General features: G+C 71.3%; 14 protein-coding genes. 12 read left to right on the forward strand and 2 right to left on the reverse strand.

Features of this window, described 5'->3' with window-relative positions; genetic code table 11:
- Nucleotides 1–51 precede the first annotated feature (51 nt).
- The 3 genes from J7024_RS23625 to J7024_RS23635 are packed head-to-tail and all read left to right on the forward strand — an operon-like array spanning nucleotide 52 to nucleotide 3,682.
- On the forward strand, nucleotides 52–1,821 hold the full coding sequence (locus J7024_RS23625; RefSeq protein ID WP_124825953.1) for a bifunctional alpha/beta hydrolase/class I SAM-dependent methyltransferase: 1,770 nt from the start codon (nucleotides 52–54) through the stop codon (nucleotides 1,819–1,821).
- Nucleotides 1,818–3,230, forward strand: a complete 1,413-nt coding sequence (locus J7024_RS23630; RefSeq protein WP_124825952.1) for a phosphatase PAP2/dual specificity phosphatase family protein — start codon at nucleotides 1,818–1,820, stop codon at nucleotides 3,228–3,230. The genes J7024_RS23625 and J7024_RS23630 overlap by 4 nt, the downstream gene beginning before the upstream one ends.
- Nucleotides 3,230–3,682, forward strand: coding sequence for a hypothetical protein (locus tag J7024_RS23635; protein ID WP_175787236.1), 453 nt, complete (start codon nucleotides 3,230–3,232; stop codon nucleotides 3,680–3,682). Before J7024_RS23630 ends, J7024_RS23635 begins: the two co-directional genes overlap by 1 nt.
- A 71-nt stretch (nucleotides 3,683–3,753) precedes the next feature.
- Here J7024_RS23635 and J7024_RS23640 read toward each other — a convergent pair whose 3' ends face one another.
- Nucleotides 3,754–4,776, reverse strand: coding sequence for a sensor domain-containing diguanylate cyclase (locus J7024_RS23640; protein ID WP_124825950.1), 1,023 nt, complete (start codon nucleotides 4,774–4,776; stop codon nucleotides 3,754–3,756).
- A 478-nt stretch (nucleotides 4,777–5,254) separates the two neighbouring features.
- Between J7024_RS23640 and bcsB the strand changes: the two genes are divergently transcribed.
- From bcsB to J7024_RS23685, 9 genes are read left to right on the forward strand one after another with little or no spacing between them, the layout of a single operon-like run.
- Nucleotides 5,255–7,585, forward strand: coding sequence for a cellulose biosynthesis cyclic di-GMP-binding regulatory protein BcsB (bcsB, locus tag J7024_RS23645; RefSeq protein ID WP_124825949.1), 2,331 nt, complete (start codon nucleotides 5,255–5,257; stop codon nucleotides 7,583–7,585).
- Nucleotides 7,586–7,588: 3 nt separating this feature from the next.
- Entirely contained in the window at nucleotides 7,589–8,797 is a 1,209-nt protein-coding gene (gene bcsZ / locus J7024_RS23650; RefSeq protein WP_124825948.1) for a cellulose synthase complex periplasmic endoglucanase BcsZ, read from the forward strand.
- On the forward strand, nucleotides 8,782–12,705 hold the full coding sequence (locus J7024_RS23655) for a cellulose synthase subunit BcsC-related outer membrane protein (protein WP_124825947.1): 3,924 nt from the start codon (nucleotides 8,782–8,784) through the stop codon (nucleotides 12,703–12,705). Before bcsZ ends, J7024_RS23655 begins: the two co-directional genes overlap by 16 nt.
- An 8-nt stretch (nucleotides 12,706–12,713) precedes the next feature.
- The gene (gene bcsE, locus J7024_RS23660) at nucleotides 12,714–14,681 is read left to right on the forward strand and encodes a cellulose biosynthesis protein BcsE (protein WP_124825946.1); all 1,968 of its coding nucleotides are present in this window, start codon (nucleotides 12,714–12,716) and stop codon (nucleotides 14,679–14,681) included.
- A complete protein-coding gene (locus J7024_RS23665; protein WP_124825945.1) occupies nucleotides 14,678–14,887 on the forward strand; it encodes a hypothetical protein in 210 nt (69 codons plus the stop codon). The genes bcsE and J7024_RS23665 overlap by 4 nt, the downstream gene beginning before the upstream one ends.
- Entirely contained in the window at nucleotides 14,884–15,663 is a 780-nt protein-coding gene (gene bcsQ / locus J7024_RS23670) for a cellulose biosynthesis protein BcsQ (protein WP_124825944.1), read from the forward strand. The genes J7024_RS23665 and bcsQ overlap by 4 nt, the downstream gene beginning before the upstream one ends.
- Complete coding sequence (bcsA, locus tag J7024_RS23675; RefSeq protein ID WP_124825943.1) at nucleotides 15,660–18,197, forward strand: UDP-forming cellulose synthase catalytic subunit; 2,538 nt, start codon at nucleotides 15,660–15,662, stop codon at nucleotides 18,195–18,197. Before bcsQ ends, bcsA begins: the two co-directional genes overlap by 4 nt.
- A gap of 27 nt (nucleotides 18,198–18,224) precedes the next feature.
- Nucleotides 18,225–19,781 (forward strand): cellulose biosynthesis protein BcsG, encoded by a 1,557-nt coding sequence (bcsG, locus tag J7024_RS23680; protein ID WP_124825942.1) that lies wholly within the window; start codon nucleotides 18,225–18,227, stop codon nucleotides 19,779–19,781.
- On the forward strand, nucleotides 19,763–19,957 hold the full coding sequence (locus tag J7024_RS23685) for a hypothetical protein (protein ID WP_124825941.1): 195 nt from the start codon (nucleotides 19,763–19,765) through the stop codon (nucleotides 19,955–19,957). Before bcsG ends, J7024_RS23685 begins: the two co-directional genes overlap by 19 nt.
- Before the next feature lie 56 nt (nucleotides 19,958–20,013).
- On the opposite strand, the gene J7024_RS23690 is transcribed toward J7024_RS23685, so the two are convergent.
- On the reverse strand, nucleotides 20,014–20,898 hold the full coding sequence (locus J7024_RS23690; protein ID WP_124825940.1) for a pirin family protein: 885 nt from the start codon (nucleotides 20,896–20,898) through the stop codon (nucleotides 20,014–20,016).
- Nucleotides 20,899–20,923: the final 25 nt, after the last annotated feature.

Here is a 20,923-nt window from a genome sequence, read left to right on the forward strand (position 1 = left end):
CGCCGGAGGGCGGCGCCGCATGATTCGAATAACGAAACGAGAGAGAAACGCATGAGCGCACGCATGGCCCGCGAGGCCGACTTCATCACGCACGACGGCGAAACGCTGTTCTATCGTCACTGGCCCGCGACGGGCCCGCGCTGCCGCGGCGCGATCGTGCTGCTGCATCGCGGCCACGAACATTCGGCGCGCGTCGCGCACCTCGTCGACGAACTCGACCTGCCGGATTTCTCATTTTTCGCATGGGATGCGCGCGGCCACGGCCGCTCGCCCGGCGCGCGCGGCTACAGCCCGAGCGCGGCCGCATCGGTGCGCGACCTGCAGACCTTCGTCGAGCATATCCGCGACACGCACGGCATCGCGATCGAGGACATGGCCGTGATCGGCCAGAGCGTCGGCGCGGTGCTCGCGGCCACCTGGGCGCACGATTACGCGCCGCCGATCCGCTGCCTCGTCGTCGCGTCGCCGGCGTTCCACATCAAGCTGTACGTACCGTTCGCGCGGCCGGGGCTGCGGCTGATGCACAAGCTGCGCGGCCTCTTCTACGTGAACAGCTACGTGAAGCCGAAATTCCTCACGCACGACCCGGAACGGATCGCGAGCTATGCGGCCGATCCGCTGATCACGCGGCCGATCGCCGTGAACATGCTGCTCGACCTGCACGACACCGCGCAGCGGATCGTCGCCGATGCGGCCGCGATCACCGTGCCGACGCAGTTGCTGATCTCGGGCGCCGACTGGGTCGTGCATCGTGGCCCGCAGGACCGCTTCTTCGAGCGGCTCGGCGCCGCCCGCAAGGAGCGCATTGTGTTGCCGGGCTTCTATCACGACACGCTGGGCGAGCGCGATCGCGCGCAGGCGCTCGCGCCGCTGCGCACCTTCGTGCTGCGCGAGTTCGATACGCCGAGCCCGCGCGTGTCGCTCGCCGATGCCGACCGGCGCGGCGCGTTCCACGACGAATACTCGGCGCTCGGCCGGCCGCCCGCGAACCCGTTCGCGCGTGCGTACTGGGCGATCACGCGGGCTGGCCTGAAGCTCGGTGGCGCGCTGTCCGACGGCATCGCGCTTGGGCTGCGGCTCGGCTTCGATTCGGGCTCGACGCTCGACTACGTGTACCGCAACCGCGCGCAGGGGCGGCTCGGCGTCGGCGCGCTGATCGACCGCACGTATCTCGATTCGCCGGGCTGGGTCGGCATCCGCCAGCGCAAGGTGCATCTGCAGGAACTGATCGGTGCGGCGATCGGCCGGCTGCGCGGCCAGGGCGAGCCGGTACGGATCGTCGACATCGCGGCAGGTCACGGACGCTATGTGCTCGATGCGATCGCGACGGTTGCCGAGCGCGACGGCGCGGCGCCCGACGACATCACGCTGCGCGACTACAGCCCGCCGAACGTCGAGGCCGGGCGCGTGCTGATCGCGCAGCGCGGCCTCGATCCGATCGCGCGTTTCGAGCGTGGCGACGCATTCGACGAAGTGTCGCTCGCGACGCTCGAGCCGCGCCCGACGCTCGCGATCGTGTCCGGGCTGTATGAACTGTTCGGCGAGAACGCGCTGATCGAGCGCTCGCTGCGCGGGCTCGCGCATGCGGTGCCGCCCGGCGGCTATCTCGTCTATACCGGGCAGCCGTGGCATCCGCAGCTCGAATTCATCGCGCGGGCGCTGAACAATCACCGCGGCGACGCGACGTGGGTGATGCGCCGCCGGTCGCAGGCCGAGATGGACGAACTCGTCGCGCGCGCCGGGTTCCGCAAGCTCGACCAGCGGATCGACGAGATGGGCATTTTCACGGTGAGTCTCGCGCAGCGGGTCGACGCATCATGAGCGCGCTCGGCGGCGGCACGAGCGGCGTGGGCGGTGGTATGGTCGGGGCGGCGGCCGGCCCGCGCGACGCATCGCTCGCGCTGCGCGTCGGCTGGCTCGCGGCGATGGGCGCGGTGTTCTTCTCCACGTACGGCTTCGCGAACTGGCTCGCCGCGCACCGCGCCGCGGTGCCGACGTTCGCATTCGGCTGGGAGCACGCGATTCCGTTCGTGCCGTGGACCATCGTGCCGTACTGGTCGATCGACCTGCTGTACGCGCTGTCGTTCCTGTTCTGGACGCGGCGCGACGACCTTCTCGATCACGTGAAGCGGCTGCTGACCGTGCAGCTCGTGTCGGTCGCGTGCTTCATCGCGTGGCCGTTGCGCTTCGGCTTCGAGCGGCCCGGCGCGGGCGGTGTGGCCGGTGCGCTGTTCACGCTGCTGATGGGCTTCGACAAGCCGTACAACCAGGCGCCTTCGCTGCATATCGGGCTGCTCGTCGTGCTGTGGGCCGTCTACGCGAAGCATCTGCGCGGCACGGCCGCGCGCGCCATGCTCCATCTGTGGTTCGCGGCGATCGGCGTGTCGGTGCTCACGACCTACCAGCATCATGCGATCGACGTGCCGACCGGCGCGGCCGTCGGCTGCTTCGCGCTGTTCCTGTTTCCGTTGCGCGATGCCGCGGGCCGCCTGCCGGGCGCGGAAGGCTCGCCGTCCGGCGCCGCTCGCGCGCTCGCGCGCCGCTATGCGCTCGGTGCGGCACTGGCCGCGCTCGTCGCGCTTTACTGCGTGTCGCATGCGCCGGGCTGGGCGCTGGCGGCGGGATGGGGCGCGCTGGGGCTCGCGTGCGTCGCGTGGGTCTACCGGCGCGGGGCGCCCGGTGCGTTCCAGAAGGACGACGCGGGCCGCTTTCCGGTGTTCATCCGCTGGCTGTTCGCGCCGACGATCGCCGGCGCGTTCGTCAATTCGAGGCTGTGGACCTTCCGGCAGCCGGTGCCGGCGCGGATCGACGAGCGCGTGTCGATCGGCCGTACGCCGACGACGCGCGACATGCGGCGCTATGGCTTCACCGCGCTCGTCGACCTCACGGCGGAGATGCCGCGCTGGGTCGCGGCAGACGCTTCGCTGGCGTATGCGGCGGTGCCGCAACTCGACCTCGTCGCGCCGAGCGCGGCGCAACTCGCGGCGGCCGTCGCGGCGCTCGAACGGCTGCATCGCGAAGGGCGCGAGGTGCTGGTTTGTTGCGCGCTGGGCTATGGGCGCAGCGTGCTGTGCGCGGCCGCGTGGCTCGCGGCACGGCGCGGGTTCGGCGACGCGCGCGAAGCGCTTGCGGCGGTGCGCGCGGTGCGGCCGCATGCGGTCTGGTCGGACGACGGCGTGGCCGTGCTGCAGGACTGGATCGATCGCCGCCGGGTCACGGGAGGCGTGTGATGCGCGATCCGTCCTCACCCTTCAGGATTGCCGCCGCACGCGGCGCGCTCGATGCGGGCGCGTGGGCGATCGCGGCCGCGCTGGCCGCGGCGGGCGCCGGCTGGTGGATCGCGTCGGGCTGGGCGCCGGCAACGATCGCGCGCGTATTGCTGGCCGTGATCAGCACCGGGTCGGGGATTGCCGCGCTGTGGTACGCGGTGCGCATCGAGATCGACCGGCGGCTGTTCGCCGCGCTGGCACGCGCGGCGTCGGGCGACGCGCCTGTCGACGACGGGCTGGCCGCGCTCGACCGCGCGCTTGCCGATCTCGGCTGGATCGACGAAGGGAAGTTGGGGCGGGCGCTGGACGCGCGCGTGCGCGGCGCGGTCGGGTTGTGCCGGGCCGGCGTGCTGATCGCGATCGTGCAGTGGACCGCGGTCGGGATCGCGATCGCGCTGCCGCAAGTCGGTTAGCGGTACAGGTACGGGGCACGCGGTTGCGGCGCCAGGCCGCTATCCGCGTGTCGTGCGCCGTGCGTCATGGGTCACGCCCGCCCCGCGCGCGGCCCCCGCATCCGCTTCGCCTCGTACATCGCCCGGTCCGCATGCTCGATCAGTGCGTTCATGTCGGTGCCGTCGTCGGGCAGCAGCGCGGCGCCGACACTGACGCCGAGCGCAAGCGGACGTCCTTCGAATTCGAACGGTTCGCCGACCTGCTGCGCGAGCCGCACGCGCTGCGCGTCCACATCGTCGCGGCCGCCGACGTTCGGCAGGATCACCGCGAATTCGTCGCCGCCGACGCGCGCGACCGTGTCGGCGCGCCGCACCGCGCCGAGCATCCGCGTGGCGATCTCGCGCAGCGCGGCGTCGCCCGCGCGGTGGCCGTAGCCGTCGTTGATCGGCTTGAGCCCGTCCATGTCGATGTTGAGGATGCCGAGCCGGCCGTTCGCGCGCAGCGCGGTGTGCATCGACTGGCGCAGACGGTCGTAGAACAGCGCGCGGTTCGGCAGGCCGGTGAGCGCGTCGTGCGTCGCGCGCAGATAGAGTTCGTTCGCCTCGTTGCGTGCCGCGTGGAACATCGCGGCGGCGATCAGCTCGGCCGTGAGCCGCAGCGCGCCGGCATCGGCGGCCGAGAATCCGTCGACGTTCGGCGACATCACCTTCAGCACGCCGACCGTCGTGTCCGCGTGCGTGAGCGGCATCACGAGCATCGAGCGCAGCCCGACGCGGCGGCACGCGTCGCGATCGACGCGCGGGTCGGTTTCCGAATCCGTGCAGTGCAGCAATTCGCCGCGCGTCACGCACAGGCCCGACAGGCTGCCGGAGCGGCGCAGCCGCAGCCCGAGCATCCCGGCGGCGGAGCCCGACGCGGCGCGGTACACCATGTCGTCGCCTTCGGCGAACTCGACCGCCGCGCCGCTCGCGCCCGTCAGGTGGGGCACCTGCTCGGTCACATAGGCCATCACGCTGCCGAGGTCGAGGCCGAGTTTCGCGATCTCGGTTTGCGTGGCGATGATGCGCAGCAGCGTGGCCGGGGACGGGGTGACGGTATCGATGATTTGATCCAAGTCAGTTTTCCATGAATAAAGGGCGGCGCGATGCGTGCGCTTGCGGTAGCATACGCGCCGCTCGGCGGCAGCGCGTTTCGGGCGACCCGCAATGGGCCGCCGGTGTCCTGCCAGCCCCAATCCGCGCCGGCAGTATGCCGGTCGGTCCGGCCGACAGCAACGACGCAATTCTTACCATTCATCCGCTGAGTTCAGTATTTCCGACCGAACTGAGTTTTTTTCGCCTCGTCGTTGCGAATCGGGGTAAGTTTTGTCCTATTTTTGAGATAGTGTGACGAATGAGCGAGCGCCAGTGCCAGGCGCACGAAGCAGAGCGAATCGGCAATCGGGCAATTCGCCGCGTCGTTTCGATAAATGCATTCAGGCCAGACAATTGAGGGGAAGCAGTGGGGATGTGCATTCAAGGGCATGGCTGCTTTGCGCGCGCGGCTTGCGACGCGCTTGATGACCGGGTGATCGAGACGATGGGGCGCCGCGCATGAGGCCCGCCGCGTCGTTGCTCCTCCTGTCGGTCGCCACGTTTGGCGCGTTCCATGCGGCTGCGCTGTCGGCCGCGCCGATGCCGGCGGTGCCGGCGTCCGCTGCGGGGGGCGCCGCCGGGGCGTCTGCCGCCGCAGCGAATACACCGGTGCTCGCGGCCGCGCCGGCGGCGGCCAGCGCGGCCGGTGCCGCATCGGCCGGCCTGCCGGTGACGACCGTGCACCTGCCGTTCGCGTCGCTCGGCGCGTTCGATCCGTTGCGCCTGCGCGGCGCCGACGACGCACGCACGATCAACGCCGGCGTGCGGCTCGATCGCGTGGTCACCGGCGCGCGATTGCGCCTGACCTACGCGTACTCGCCGTCGCTCGTGTTCCCGATGTCGCACCTGAAGGTGTCGGTGAACGGCGAGGTGGTCGCGACCGTGCCGTTCGACGCGCCGCACGCGGGCCGCACGGTCACTCAGGACATCCCGATCGATCCGCGCTACTTCTCCGATTTCAACCAGATCGGCTTGCGCCTGATCGCGCATTACACGCTCGATCATTGCGAGGATCCGTCGAACTCGGCGCTGTGGGCCGATGTGAGCCCGACGAGCGAACTGCTGCTCGACGAATCGCCGGTGCGCCTGCCGAACGATCTCGCGCTGCTGCCCGCGCCGTTTTTCGACCGGCGCGACAACGGGCTGTTGCGGCTGCCGTTCGTGCTGCCCGCGTCGCCCGACTCGGCGACGGTGCGCAGTGCCGGCGTGCTCGCGTCGTGGTTCGGCGCGCAGGCCGACTACCGGCAGGCGCGTTTCCCGGTCGGCTCGGCGCTGCCGGCCGACGACCAGGCGGTGGTGGTCGGCACGGCCGCGACGTTGCCGGCCGGCCTCGCGCTGCCGCCCGTCAACGGCCCGATGCTCGCCGTCACCGACAACCCGGCCGCGCCGGGCCGCAAGCTGCTGGTGGTGACGGGCCGCACGGCGGCCGAAGTCGACGACGCAGTCGCGACGCTCGTGCTCGGCCGCGCGGCCCTGTCGGGGCCGGCGGCGACGGTCGCGCACGTCGATCTCGGCGCGCCGCGCAAGCCGTACGACGCGCCGCGCTGGCTGCCGGTGAACCGGCCGATCACGTTCCGCGAACTCGTGTCCGACCCGCGCGAACTCGAAGTGCGCGGCACGACGCCCGACGCGATCCGCCTGAACCTGCGCGTGCCGGCCGATCTCCATTCGTGGAACGGCTCGGGCGTGCCGATTACGCTGCGTTACCGCTATACGGCGCCGACCGTGCAGGACAACTCGACGCTCGCCGTCGAGATCAACGATCAGCTCGTGAAGTCGTACCGGCTCGGGCCGGCCCATGCGGAAGATGCGCGCGGGCGCATGCAGCTGCCGCTGCTGTCGGTGCCGGAAGGGCGCGTGACGAGCGACGTCGACATTCCGGCGTTCCGCGTCGGCAGCGGCAACCAGCTGCAGTTCCGCTTCACGCTCGATTCGCAGAAGACGGGGCTTTGCTCGAGCTCCGCGAGCGAACCGCAGCGCGCGGCGATCGACCCTGATTCGACGATCGACTTCTCGCACTTCGTGCATTACGCGCAATTGCCGAACCTCGCGTTCTTCGCGAACAGCGGCTTCCCGTTCACGCGCTTCGCCGACCTGTCGCAGACGGCCGTCGTGATACCGGATCGTCCGTCGCCGCAGGAGCTCGAAGCCTATCTGACGATGCTCGGCCACATGGGGCAGTGGACGGGCTTCCCGGCGCTGCGCGTGCAGGTAGCGCGACCCGGCGACGTCGCCGCGCTGGCCGGCCGCAAGGATCTGCTCGTGATCGACGGCTCGCCCGCGTCGCCGCTGCTGTCGCAGTGGCGCGCGTCGTTGCCGCTCGCGATCGACGAGCAGGCCGGCGTGGGCGCGACGCGTGTCGCGTTCTCGGTTAAGGAAAGCTGGCGCAACGGCGTCGGGCTGGCCAACGGCGGCGCGCGCATCGAACAGTCGGGCCCGCTCGCGGCGCTCGCCGGTTTCGAGCTGCCGGGCAGCCACGGTCGCAGCGTCGTCGCGCTGACGGCGACGGACCAGTCGCACCTGGGCGATCTGCTCGATGTGTTCCAGAAGCCCGGCCTCGTGTCCCAACTGCAGGGCGACCTCGCGCTGGTGAGACCGGGGCAGGTCGACAGCCTGCGCGTCGGCGAACCGTACGTGGTCGGCTTCGTGCCGTGGTATGCGCGCGTCTGGACGCACGCGGCGCGGCACCCGCTCGTGCTCGGCGCGGTCGGCGTCGTCGCGGGGCTGCTGCTCGCGCTCGGCGTGTTCAGCGTGCTGCAGAGAATCGCCGCGCGTCGACGGGGGATGTAACGGATGGCGCGGGCAATCGCAAGGCGACGGGCCACGCAGCCGGCGCGCCGCGTCGGCACGGCGCTCCTGCTGGCCGTCGCGGCCGCCTGCGCGTCCGGTGACGCGCAGGCGGTGCAAAGCGGCGCGGCCGACGCGCAATGCAGCGCGGCGTGGCCGCGCTGGGATGCGTTCAAGCGCGACTTCGTGTCGACCGACGGCCGCGTGATCGACGTCGGCTCGGCCGATTCGCGCACGGTATCGGAGGGGCAGGCGTATGGACTGTTCTTCGCGCTCGTCGCGAACGACCGGCGCGCGTTCGACACGATCCTCGCATGGACCGAGAACAACCTCGCGCAAGGCGACCTGAGCGCCCGTCTGCCGGCGTGGCTGTGGGGCCGCGCGCCGGACGGCACGTGGCGCGTGCTCGACGCGAACGCGGCGTCGGATGCCGACCTGTGGATCGCTTACACGCTCCTGGAGGCCGGGCGGCTGTGGCGCGAGCGCAGCTACACCGCGCGCGGCGCGCTGCTGGCGAAGCGGGTGCTCGACGACGAGACGGCGAGCGTGCCGGGCCTCGGCATCACGCTGCTGCCCGGGCCGGTCGGCTTCAAGCTGGCCGACGGCCAGTACCGCGTGAACCCGAGCTATTCGCCGCCGCAAGTGATCCGCGGGCTCGCCGCGCGGCTACCCGACGACCGCCGCTGGGCGGCGCTTGCGGCCAGCACCGGCCGCGTGCTGCTCGACACCGCGCCGAAGGGTTTTTCGCCGGACTGGGCGCTGTATCGGCCGGGTACGGGCTTCGGCCCCGATCCGCAGACGCACGCGGAAAGCGCGTACAACGCGATCCGCGTGTACCTGTGGGCCGGCATGCTCGACCGCACCGATCCGCTCGCCGCGCCAATGCTCGCGCGGTTCGCGCCGTTCGCCGATTACATCGCCGCCCATGGCGCGCCGCCCGAGAAGGTCGACACGACGACCGGCGTCGCGGGGCCGAACGACGGCAACGGCGGTTTTTCCGCGGCGGCCGTGCCGTTCCTCGACGCCCGCGGCCAGCACGCGCTCGCCGATGCGCAAGCCGCCCGGGTCGATACGCTCGCGCGTCAGACGGCGCCCGGCTACTACACGAGCGTGCTGACGCTGTTCGGCCTCGGCTGGCGCGACGGCCGCTACCGGTTCGACGCGGACGGTTCGCTCGAGGCGCGCTGGGAGGGCCGTTCATGCGCGGCCCGATGAAGCGCGCCGCGCCGCGCGTCGCCGGATTCGCATGGCTCGCGTCGTCGGTCTGCGTGGCCGCGCCGGCCGCGGTCGCTGTCGCGCCGAAAGCCGTTGTGCCGAATGCCGTACCGGTGCCGGCGCCGGCCGCGGCCGATCTCACCGACGCGCAGCGCCAGCTCGCGACCGCCCGCATGTGGGGCGTCAAGCATCGCGACGACCTCGCGCGCGATGCGGTGCGCAAGGGGCTGCTGATCGCGCCGAACGATCCTGAACTGCTCGCGGAGCAGATGCGCGTGCTGTTGCGGCTCGGCGATGCGAAAGGCGCGCAGGCCGCGCTTGCGCGGCTGCAGGCGAGTGCGCCGAGTGCGCCGGACACGCGGCGCGCGGCCGACGAGTACCGCGTCGCGACGAGCGGCCGCGGCGAGATGGCGCAGATCCGCCTGCTCGCGCGCAGCGGCCGCGCGGACGAAGCGGCCAAGCGTATCGTCGCGCTGTTTCCGAACGGCGCGCCCTCCGGTGCGCTCGGCGCCGAGTACTACCAGATCGTCGCGAACGCGCCGGGCGGGCGCGAGCCCGCGATCGCCGCGTTGCGCCGTGCGGTGGCGACCGACCAGCAGGACACCGGCGCGGCGCTGGCGCTTGCGCGGCTCCTGAACCAGCGCGACGACACGCGCCCGGAGGCGAACCGGATCGCATGGTCGCTCGCGAAGCGCGTCGACGCGGACCATATCGAAGCGATGGCCGTGTGGCGGCACGTGCTGCAGTCCGCCGGCATCGATCCCGCGTATGCCGACGCATTGCATGCGTATCTCGCGCTAGTACCGGACGACACCGAGTTTCGCGACCGCGTCGCCGAACTCGACCGGCAGCGCGATGCGCAGCGCCGGCTCGAGCGCGATCCCGATTACATCGCGCAGCAGCGCGGCCTGCAGGCGCTCGCGCGCGGCGATCTGGCGGCGGCCGAGCCGCTGCTCACGCGCGCCGCGCGGGCGCGCTCCGACGACGCGGATGCGGTGGGCGGCCTCGGCATGCTGCGTCTGCGCGAAGGCCGGCACGACGAAGCGCGCGCGCTGTTCGCGCGGGCGGCGACGCTCGCGACCGACCAGCGCGGCAAATGGCAGAGCCTCGCGCGCACCGCGCAGTTCTGGGGGCTGCTCGCGCAAGGCCGCGCGGCGGCGTCGGCAGGGCGTGCGCAGGATGCCGAACAGGCGGCGCGCGCCGCGCTCGCGATGCAGCCCGACAGCCCGGACGCGAAGCTGCAGCTCGCCGATGCGCTGCTCGCGCAGCGCGACTGGGCGCGTGCGGAGCCGTTGCTGCGCGAATTGCTGGCCGCGCGCTCGCCGAGCCTGTCGGCCGTGCGCGGGACCGCGACGCTGTATGAAAACACCGGCCGTGCCGATCGCATCGGCCCGCTGCTCGATGCGCTGCAAGGCCGCGTGACGGGCCGCGACGATCGCCACGCGCTCGACGGCCTGCGCGCCGATCTGCTCGCGAGCCAGGCGAAGGCCCTGGCGGACAAGGGCGAACGCGGGCCGGCCGCGCAGCGCTACGAAGCGGCGGTGCGCGCGGCGCCCGACGCGGCGTGGACGCGCTTCGCGCTCGCGCGGCTCTACCGCGACATGGGGCTGCCGCAGCTCGGCGGCACGGTGATGGACGACGGGCTCGCGCAAGGCGACACGCCCGAGATGCATTATGCGAGCGCGCTGTATCGCAATTCGATCGACGACGTCGCCGGCGCACGGGCGGCGCTTGCCGGCGTCGACGATCCGCACCGCACGGACGGCATGCATGCGCTCGCGCGCAAGCTCGACGCCGAAAGTGCGCTGGCCGACGCGCGCGGCGCGCTCGGTCGCGGCGATCGCGCGGCGTTCGCCGCGTCGCTCGCGCATGCGCAGGCGAGCGCGCCGGACGATCCCGACATGCTCGCCGCGATCGGCGCGCAGTGGATCGACGCGGGCGAACCCGGGCGCGGCCTTGCGCCGCTGCACGACTGGATCGCCGCGCATCCGAAGGACGCCGATGTGGACGTGCGATTGCGCTACGGCGACCTGCTCGGCAGCGCGGGGCGCGACGATGCGCTCGCCGCGTGGCTCGACACGCTGCGCCGCGAACCCGGACTGACGCCCGCGCAGACCGCGAGGATCGAGGATCAGTCGCTGCGTCTCGTGCTGCGACAGACCGACGAAGCGATCGCGCAACAGGACTATGCGCGTGCCCGCACGCTGCTTTCTCGCGCGAGCCCGGCTGGCCGCGAGGACAAGCGCTACGCGCTCGAACTGGCCGATCTCGAACGCGCGCAGGGCCACTACGATGCGGCGCGCGATGCGCTCGCGCCGGTCGTCGCGCGCATGCCGGAAGATGCCGATACGCAGCTCGCGCTCGCGCGGATCGACGAGGACAGCGGCCATCGCGCGGCCGCGCTCGCACGCGTGCAGGCCGTGCTTGGCCGCACGCCGGACGACGACGTCGATACGCGGCTGTCGGTCGTGCGCCGCCTGAATGCGCTGCGCCGCCCGGACGAAGCCGCGCAGGTGACCGACCGGTTGCAGGCCGCCTACCCGGCGCGCGCCGACGTAACGGTCGCGGCCGGGCGCGTGGCCGAAGCGCAGGGCCGCTACGACGATGCCGCGTCGCTGTACCGGCTGTCGCAGTCGCAGGAACGCACGAGCGGCGTGAGCCCGGGCCGCGACGGCCGCACGCCCGCGCAGGCCGCCTTCGCGGATCTCGAGCAGCGGCGCAACCCGGAGATCGAGATCGGCTGGCTGCCCGCGTACAAGTCGGGCGACGAAGGGATTTCCGCGTACCGCGCGCAGCAGGTGCCGGTCTACATGCAGATGCCGGTGCGTTACGACGGGCATGCGTTCCTGCAGCTCGACACCGTGCATCTGGACGCCGGCACGCTCGATACGAGCGACCCGGACGCGTATTCGCTGAAAACCTTCGGGACCTACGGGGGGCTCAAGGCCCTGGCCGGCTCGTCAATGTTTCCGTGGAATCTGCTGGCCGCCGGGGCGATCGCGAATCGGCAGGGCGACCTGCACCAGCCGACGACGGGCGTCGCGATCGGCGCCGGCTATCGCACCGACGCGTGGCGCTTCGATCTCGGCACGTCGCCGCTCGGGTTCCCGGTGCATTACCTGGTCGGCGGCGTGCGCTATCGCTTCGACGCAGGCCCGGCGAGCTTCACCGTGAATGCGTCGCGGCGGCCGGAAACGAGCAGCGTGCTGTCGTATGCGGGAATGCGCGATCCTTGGACCGGCGCGGTGTGGGGCGGCGTGCGCCGCGACGGCGTGAACCTGCGCGGGTCGGTCGACATCGGCCGCGTGAACCTGTTCGCGGAACTCGGCGCGGGCGTGCTGTCGGGCAACAACGTCGAGCGCAACGCGGAAGTCACGCTGCGCTCGGGCTTCACGGTGCCCGTGTACGAACGCGCGACGATGAAGGTCAGCACCGGGCTCGTCGGCAATGCGTGGCACTACGCGCAGAACCTGCGCTACTACACGTACGGGCAGGGCGGCTACTACAGCCCGCAGCGCTATCTGTCGCTCGGCGTGCCGATCGAATGGGCCGGGCGGCGCGACGCGCTGTCGTGGGACCTGACCGTCACGGCCGGGATCTCGAACAGCTACGAGAAGGACTCGCTGTTCTACCCGACCTTTGCGGATCAGCGCGCCGCGCAGGAGGCGGCCGGCCTGGTCTATGCGGGCAGCTCGACGCGTGGCGTGTCGTTCTCGTACGGCGTGAACGGCATCGTCGAGTACCGCGTGAATCCACACCTGAGCGTCGGTGCGCAACTGCATGTGGACCGTTCGCACGACTATGCGCCGAGCTCGGCGCTCGTGTATCTGCGCTACGCATTCGATGCGCGCGCCGAGCGCAACTGGCTCGTCACGCCGACGCCAGTGCAGCTTTATTCGGATTACTAGGGGAACGCGTGAATACCGAAATCGATGCGACTCGTCCCGCGCTCGGCGCCGCCGGCCTGCTGGGTCGCCTGCGCCTGCTGCTGCGCACGGGCCCGGCCGGCGGTCGCGCCGGCCCGCTGAGCCGGCTCGCGATCGACGGGCTGCCCGATGCGTGGACGCCGCTCGAAGCGGGCGGCCTGTATGCCGTGTATGCGGCCGCCGGCACGCCGGCCTGTGACGCGCTCGTCTGGGAAAGCGCACGGCAGTCGCGCACGCGCGACGTGACGGTGGTGCTCGCACGGGACGCCGCGCGCGTCGCCGCGCGGATGCAGGCGTGCGGCTTCGCGGGCGGCGCACATCCGGCCGGCTGGCCGCGCAACCTGAACGTGCTGGCGATGCCGCCGGCCACCGGGCCGGCAGACGGCGACGCCGCGACGGAACCGGACGCGCCGCGCCGCGCGGCGCCCGGACCGTTCGCGCGACTCACGGGCGGCTTGCGTGCGATGAAGCGCTACGGTTTTCGTGCGCGCTCGGTGTATTTCATCGAAGGCGCGCAGCGCTGGTTAAGCTGGGACGATCCGTCCGCGCTCGCGGAAGAGGGGCACGCGCTTGCCGACTGGTGCCGCACGCACCGGATCGCGCTCGTGTTGCTGCTCGATCCGGAGATCGCCCGTGCCGATGCCGATTCGACCACCGACGATCCGCCGCTCGTGCGCGATGCGGGCCGCGCGCCGCGGGGCGAATTCCACGGCGTGTGCTCCGGTGTCGCGCAGTTGCAGCGCACCCACGGCGAGCTGCTGTGGGTCGTCGATTTCTGGCGCGCGGGCGACATGCTCGCGGCCGGCGAAGTGCGGCCGCTGCGCTTTGCGCCGAGCGGCCGGCTCGCCGCGATCGCCGACGGCGACGCGACCGAGCCCGCACGCAGGATGAAGCTCGCGACCGACGAGGACCGTGTCGTCGTCAGCCGCGCGATACTCGACGACGCGAGCCGCGTGCCCGCCGACTGGGAGATCGTCGACGACAACGCGGCAGTCGTCACCGCCTGCGCACACGCACAGGCCGCGACCGCGGTGCTGGCATTCCGCTCGCATGCGCAGCTCGAAGCGCTGTGCGCGGCGGTTCACGCGCTGCGCCGGCAGTGCGGTGGCGCACTCAAGATCGCGATCGTCGAACGCGACGAGGTGCTGCGCCAGCAGTTCGAGATGCTGCTGCTGAGCGTCGGCGCGAATCGCGTCGTCGCGCGCGACCTGCCAATGTCGCGCCTGCAGGCCGCCGTGCACGCGCTGCGCGGGCAACTCTATGCGCGGCCCGTCGCGCCCGACTATCGTGCGGCGCTCGCGGCCGCGCTCGGCGATTCGGTGCTCGGCTACCTGCCGGTCGGCGCGTTCTGCCTGCGCATCCGCGCGGTGCTCGATCGCGGCGCCGTGCTGTCGCTGCCGCACACGCTCGCGAAGATCGCGCTGCTGCCCGGCGTGTCGCACGTCGATGCGTTGCGGCGCTGCCGGCCGCGCCGCGCGGGCGATGTCGTGACGGCCGATGCCGGACACCTGTACGTGTTCCTGTTCGCATGCGAGCCGGCCGATGCGAGCGACGCACTCGCGCGGATCTTCGACGTGCCGGTCGATACGCTGTCGGATCGCGTCGTGTGTCTCGGGCACGAAAGCATCGACAAGGAACTCGATGCGCTGAAGACCGAGAACCGGCGCGCGCCGATCGCCGACTACAGCGACCTGTTTGCAGTGGCGCGACCCGCTGCCGCGCCGCAGGTGCCGGCCGGACGCGCGGGCGAGGTCGCACGGCGCGCGGAACCGGGTGGCGCGAGCGATATGCCGGGCGCGGCCGACAGGCCGATCGATGCGGCGCGGCCGCTCGCGCGGGCCGATGCCGACGCCGTGCCGGCCGCCGATGCGCCGGCGCAGGTTTCCGTATTTCCCGCCGCGCGTGCGCGCGGCGCCATTCGCAGTGCGATGCCGCTGCGCAAGCCGGAGGGCGCATGATCGCCGAACTCGTCATCGGTTTCATCGTCGGCCTCGCGATCGCGGTGCCGGTGTGGATTGTCGCTCAGCACCTGGGCATCGGCCGCGGTTTCCATGCGCCGCGCGGGATCAACCGGCGCGAAGCGGTGCCGTGCGAACTCGTGCCGGTGGCGCTGCGCGGTCGCCTGCTGCCCGATGCGGGCCGCACCGGCGAGGCGTCGCGATGAAGACGATCGCCATTACGTCGACGACGGGCGGCGCGGGCCGCACGACGCTCGCCGCCGCGCTCGCGGTGCTGCTCGCGCGCCGCGGCCGGCCGGTCGTCGCCGTCGAATTCGACGCGCAGAACCTGATGGGCGCGTCGCTCGGGCTCGACACGCTGCCCGAACACGGTCTCGCGCACAGCCTGCTCGGCGACGCCGCGCCGTGGCACGCGCAGACATGGCGCAATGCAGACGGCGTGCTGTTCGTGCCGTATGGGCAGGTCGACGCGGCGGGCGCCGCCGCGTGCGACGCGCGGCTCGTGGCCGATTCCGCCTGGTTGTCGCGCGCGCTCGACGAGATCGCGCTGCCGGCCGACGGGGTCGTGCTGGTCGACACCGCACGCTATCCGTCGCCACAGGCCGAGCAAGCGATTCGCCGCGCGGACCTGACGCTCGTCGTCGTGCCGCCCGAACCGGCGGCATGCGCGACGCTCGCCGCGCGTCTGGACGCGCTGCGCGCCGGTGGCGGCGAGCTGCAGATCGTCGTGAACCGGCTGAACCCGGCGCGCGACATGCAGCGCGACGCGCTCGGGATGCTCCGCGCGGTCGCGGGGCCGGCGTCGATGCTCGAACAACGCATCCACGTCGATGCAGCCGTGCCCGAAACGCTTGCGCGGGGCAGCTGGATTTTCGACGACGCGCCTTATTCTCAGGCGTCGCACGACCTGAACGGCGTCGCGAACTGGGTCGATACGTGGCTCCCGGCGGCCGTGGCCGACCGTGCGGGAGCGTCGCGATGAAGGGCGCATCCGCGTCGCGCTGGCGCGTGGCCCGCCGCCGCGTGACGGACTGGTGCGCGCGCGGCATCGGGCTGCCGGTGCAGCGCACGCTGCTCGACTGGCTCGTGCGGCTGTTCTTCCATGCGCCGCCGCCCGGGCGGCCCGACCCCGTGCGCCGCTGGGCGCGCACCGGCTTCCTGCGGCTCGCGCGCGACTGGGGCGTGCTGCAGCCGTTGAGCCCGCGCGAATGGCTGTGGCGCGCGATCGTGCGTGCGCCGCGCGGCGCCGACGGCCGGCCCGCGCGCGATCCGCTTGCGTGGTTCGACACGTTCGTCGTGCCCGTCTACGTCGCGGCGCGCGCGCTCGCGCGGCGCGTCAATATGCAGTTCGAGCGCCTGCCGTGGGCACGCTGGGGCGGCTGGCTCGATGCGCGCGCGAACGGCGTCGGCCGGCACCGCTGGCTGGCGCCTCTGCTGCTGATCGCCGGCGCGGTGCTGTGGGCCGCGGCCGGCATGTCGCCGCTGATGCCCAACGCGCAGTTCGCGTTCTTCGCGATCGTCGCGATGCTCGCGCTCGCGCTGCGCCGCCTGCCCGGACATCTGCCGACCCTCGCGCTCGCATCGCTCGCGCTGCTCGCGACGGTGCGCTACGTGTGGTGGCGCACGACGCAGACGCTCGACTTCCGCAGCCCCGTCGAGGCCGTGGCCGGCTATCTCCTGTACGGCGCCGAAGCCTATACGTGGATGATCCTGCTGCTCGGCTTCGTGCAGACCGCGTGGCCGCTCGATCGCCCGATCGTGCCGCTGCCCGACGATCCCGACGAATGGCCGAGCGTCGATCTCTACATTCCGACCTACAACGAACCGCTGTCGGTCGTGAAGCCGACCGCGTTCGCCGCGCAGAGCATCGACTGGCCGACCGACAAACTGCGCGTGTACCTGCTCGACGACGGCCGGCGTCCCGAGTTCGAGGCGTTCGCGAAAGAGGCGGGCATCGGCTACCTGACACGCGACGACAACCGTCACGCGAAGGCCGGCAACATCAACCGCGCGCTGCCGAAGACGCACGGCGAGTACATCGCGATCTTCGACTGCGATCACGTGCCGACGCGCTCGTTCCTGCAGACCACGATGGGCGTGTTCCTGCGCGACCCGAAGTGCGCGCTGGTGCAGACGCCGCACCATTTCTTCTCGCCCGATCCGTTCGAACGCAACCTCGGCACGTTCCGCGAGATTCCGAACGAGGGCAACCTGTTCTACGGGCTCGTGCAGTCGGGCAACGACCTGTGGAACGCGACGTTCTTCTGCGGATCGTGCGCTGTGCTCAAGCGCAGCGCGCTGGAGGAGGTGGGCGGCGTCGCGGTCGAAACCGTGACCGAGGACGCGCACACGGCGCTCAAGCTGCATCGCCGCGGCTACACGTCGGCGTACCTGCCGACCGTGCAGGCAGCCGGCCTCGCGACGGAAAGCCTTGCGGGCCACGTGAAGCAGCGCACGCGCTGGGCGCGCGGAATGGCGCAGATCTTCCGCATCGACAACCCGTTCCTCGGGCGCGGGCTCGGCTTCGTGCAGCGGATCTGCTACGGCAACGCGATGCTGCATTTTTTCTACGGGATTCCGCGGCTCGTGTTCCTGACGATCCCGCTCGCGTACCTGTTCTTCCACCTGTACTTCATCAATGCATCGTCGGTCGCGCTCGCGAGCTACGTGATTCCGTACCTGGTGCTCGCGAACGTCGCGAACTCGCGGATGCAGGGGCGTTACCGCCATTCGTTCTGGGCCGAGGTCTACGAATCGGTGCTCGCGTGGTACATCGCACTGCCGACCACCGTCGCGTTCTTCAGCCCGAAGCACGGCAAGTTCAACGTGACCGACAAGGGCGGCAAGATCGACGAAGGCTACGTCGACTGGTCGACGTCGAAGCCGTACCTCGTGCTGTTCGCGCTGAATGTGCTCGCGGTCGTCGCGGGGCTCTGGCGGCTCGTGGCCGAGCAGGGCGACGAGGCGGCGACGATCCTGATCACGCTCGGCTGGACCGTCTACAACCTCGCGATGCTCGGCGCGGCGCTGGCGGTTGCGCGCGAGACGAAGCAGGTACGCGTCACGCACCGGATCGCGATGCGGGTGCCGGCGACGCTGCTGCTCGCCGACGGCTCGACGGCCGCCTGCTTCACGAGCGACTACTCGACAGGCGGGCTCGGTCTCGAAGCGGTGCCGGGGCTGCCGCTTGCGGTCGGCGACACGCTGACGGTGTGCGTGACACGCGGCGACCGGCCGTTCCCGTTTCCGGTGCGTGTGAGCCGCGTGACGCCGACCCACGTCGGCGTGAGCTTCGAGGCGCTCACGCTCGAACAGGAGCGCCAGCTCGTGCAGTGCACGTTCGGCCGCGCGGACGCGTGGCTCGACTGGCACGCGGGCTCGCGCCCCGACACGCCGCTGCGCGGGCTGAAGGAAGTGCTGCAGGTGGGCGTCGACGGGTACGTACGGATGTGGAAGGGCGCGGCGCGCAGCGTGCAGACCATGCTGGCGCCGAAGCTCGATCGGGCGCGCGACTGACGCGGCGCTCATGACGGAGTGGTTTAGATGACGTTCTGGAATCTGTATTTCATCCTGAAGTTCGCGCTGTTCGCGACCGGCCACCTGCAGCCGATGTGGCTCGCGAACCTCGCGTTCGCGCTGGCGCTCGTCGCGAGCGCGCCGATCCGGCAGCGCGTGTGGCGCATCGTGCGGCAGATCGTGGCGATCGCGATCGCGGTGCCGCTGCTCGCGCGCGAGCTGCATGCGCCGCCGCTCGCGCGTCTCGCCGAAGCCGCGCGCGAGGTCAGCACGTTCCGCCTCGACTACTGGATGGAACTGCTGCCGCGCCTGCTGCCGCCGATGCTGGTGCTGACGGTGGCGGGCGCGCTGATCGTCTATTTCATCGTGAACCGCTGGCTGCGCGTCGCGACCTTCGTGCTCGCCGTGCTGATCGTGATGCCGCTATGGCAGGCCGGCAACGGACTGATGGCGCGCGTCGTCGCACCGCCCGCGCAGCAGCTCGCCAACGGCAACGGCGGGCGCTCCGACCAGCCCGAGGATCACAACGCGGCGCTCGCGACGTTCCGCGCGCAGGAGTCGCAGCGGCAGGTCACGTTCGGCCATCTCGGCAACGATCCGTCCACGCAGTTCGACGTGATCGTGCTGCATATCTGCTCGCTGTCGTGGGACGACCTCGACGCCGCGAAGGTGCGCAACCACCCGATGCTGAGCCACTTCGATTACCTGTTCAACAACTTCAGCACGGCCGCGAGCTACAGCGGCCCGGCCGCGATCCGCGTGCTGCGCGCGACCTGCGGCCAGGAAGCGCACGCGGACCTGTACAAGCCCGCGCCGCAGCAGTGCTACCTGTTCTCGCAGCTGGCGGCCGCCGGCTACACGGTGCAGTCGCTGCTGAACCACGACGGCCACTTCGACAACTTCCTGCAGGTCGTGCACGACAACCTCGGCGTGCCCGACGCGCCGATGATCTCGAACGCGGCCGCACCTGTCGCGATGCACGCGTTCGACGGCTCGGCGATCAAGGACGACTACCAGACGCTCGCGAACTGGTACGCGCAGCGCGCATCGGTGCCGGGGCCGGTCGCGCTGTACTACAACACGATCAGCATGCACGACGGCAACCGCGTGATCGGCAGTTCGCTGAACAGCATCGACTCGTATCCGCAGCGCGCGACCAAGCTGATGGACGACTTCGACCGGCTCGCCGATCTGGTCGCGCAGTCGGGCCGGCGCGCGGTGATCGTGTTCGTGCCCGAGCACGGCGCCGCGCTGCGCGGCGACAAGAACCAGGTCGCGGGCCTGCGCGAGATTCCGACGCCGCGCATCATTCACGGGCCGGTCGGCGTTCGGCTCGTCGGTTTCACCGGCAATCACGGCACGACCACCGTGATCGACCAGCCGACGAGCTTCCTCGCGCTCGCGCAACTCCTGTCGAACCTCGTGTCGAACAGTCCGTTCAAGCCCGGCGTGACCCTCGCGCAATATGCGGCCGATCTGCCGCGCACGCGGATGGTCGGCGAGAACGAGGGCACGGTGACGATGCAGACGCCCGCGGGCTATGCGGTCAAGACTCCGGACGGCGTATGGATCGACGAACAATAAACATCGGCGAAGGCGACGAGGGCCGCCTGTCGCAACCGAACGACGTGCTCGGCCTCGCGCGGCACCTACCCGCGCTGGACCCGGCCCACTATGTCGACGAGCAGGCGCGGCGCGCGTTCGTCGAATCGCTCGAGCGCTGGCCGGTACTTGCGAAGCTGATGGGATTGACGCGGTAAACGCAACGCGGCCGGCGTGAATGCCGGCCGCGTTGCGTCGATCGACCGATGAAGTGTCAGTGCGCCTTGCGTTCCGGCTGGCGCGTCCACTGGTCTTCTTCGCCGGGTACCTTGCCGAAGGTCTGCGCGGCCCACGCGTTGCGGGCCGCTTCGATCTTCGCGCGCGCGCTCGACACGAAATTCCATTCGATGAACCGCTCGCCCGGCAGATGAGCGCCGCCGAGCAGCATCACGCGCGCGCCGTTCGCGCTCGCGAGTGCGACGCCCGTGCCGGGTTCGAGCACGGCCATCGTCGCGGGGGCGAGCGGCGTGCCGTCGATCGTGAGGTCGCCGTCGACGAGATACACGCCGCGCTCGTCGTGTTCCGCGTCGAGCGCAAGGGTTCCGCCCACCGTGAATGCCGCGTACGCATAGAGCGTCGGCGAGAACACCTCGACTGGCGACGTGAGCCCGAACGCCGTGCCTGCGATCACGCGCACGTTCGTGCCGTCGCGCGTGAACGACGGCAGCGTGTCGGCCGCGTGATGCGCGAATGCGGGCTCGGTGTCCTCGTGCTCGACCGGCAGCGCAACCCAGGTCTGGATCCCGTGGACCGGCTGCGCGAGCGGCCGGTCTTCGTCGGGCGAACGCTCCGAGTGCACGATGCCGCGTCCGGCCGTCATCCAGTTCACGTCGCCGGGCACGATCTTCTGCCGGAAGCCGAGGCTGTCGTGATGCATCAGCGTGCCGTCGAACAGGTAGGTGACGGTTGCGAGACCGATGTGCGGATGTGGCAGCACGTCGATGCCGCTGCCGGCCGGCAGCACGGCCGGCCCCATCTCGTCGAAGAAGATGAACGGGCCGACGAGGCGCGCGGCGCGCGCGGGCAGCACGCGGCGCACGACGAGGTTGCCGATGTCGCTCTCGCGCGGCGTGAGCAGGGTCTTGATCGATGCGGACATGGTGAGGGCTTCGGGTTCGGGGGGG

Origin of the sequence: Burkholderia sp. WTPI3 (genome assembly GCF_021483755.1) — a bacterium.
Taxonomy (GTDB): Bacteria; Pseudomonadota; Gammaproteobacteria; order Burkholderiales; family Burkholderiaceae; genus Burkholderia.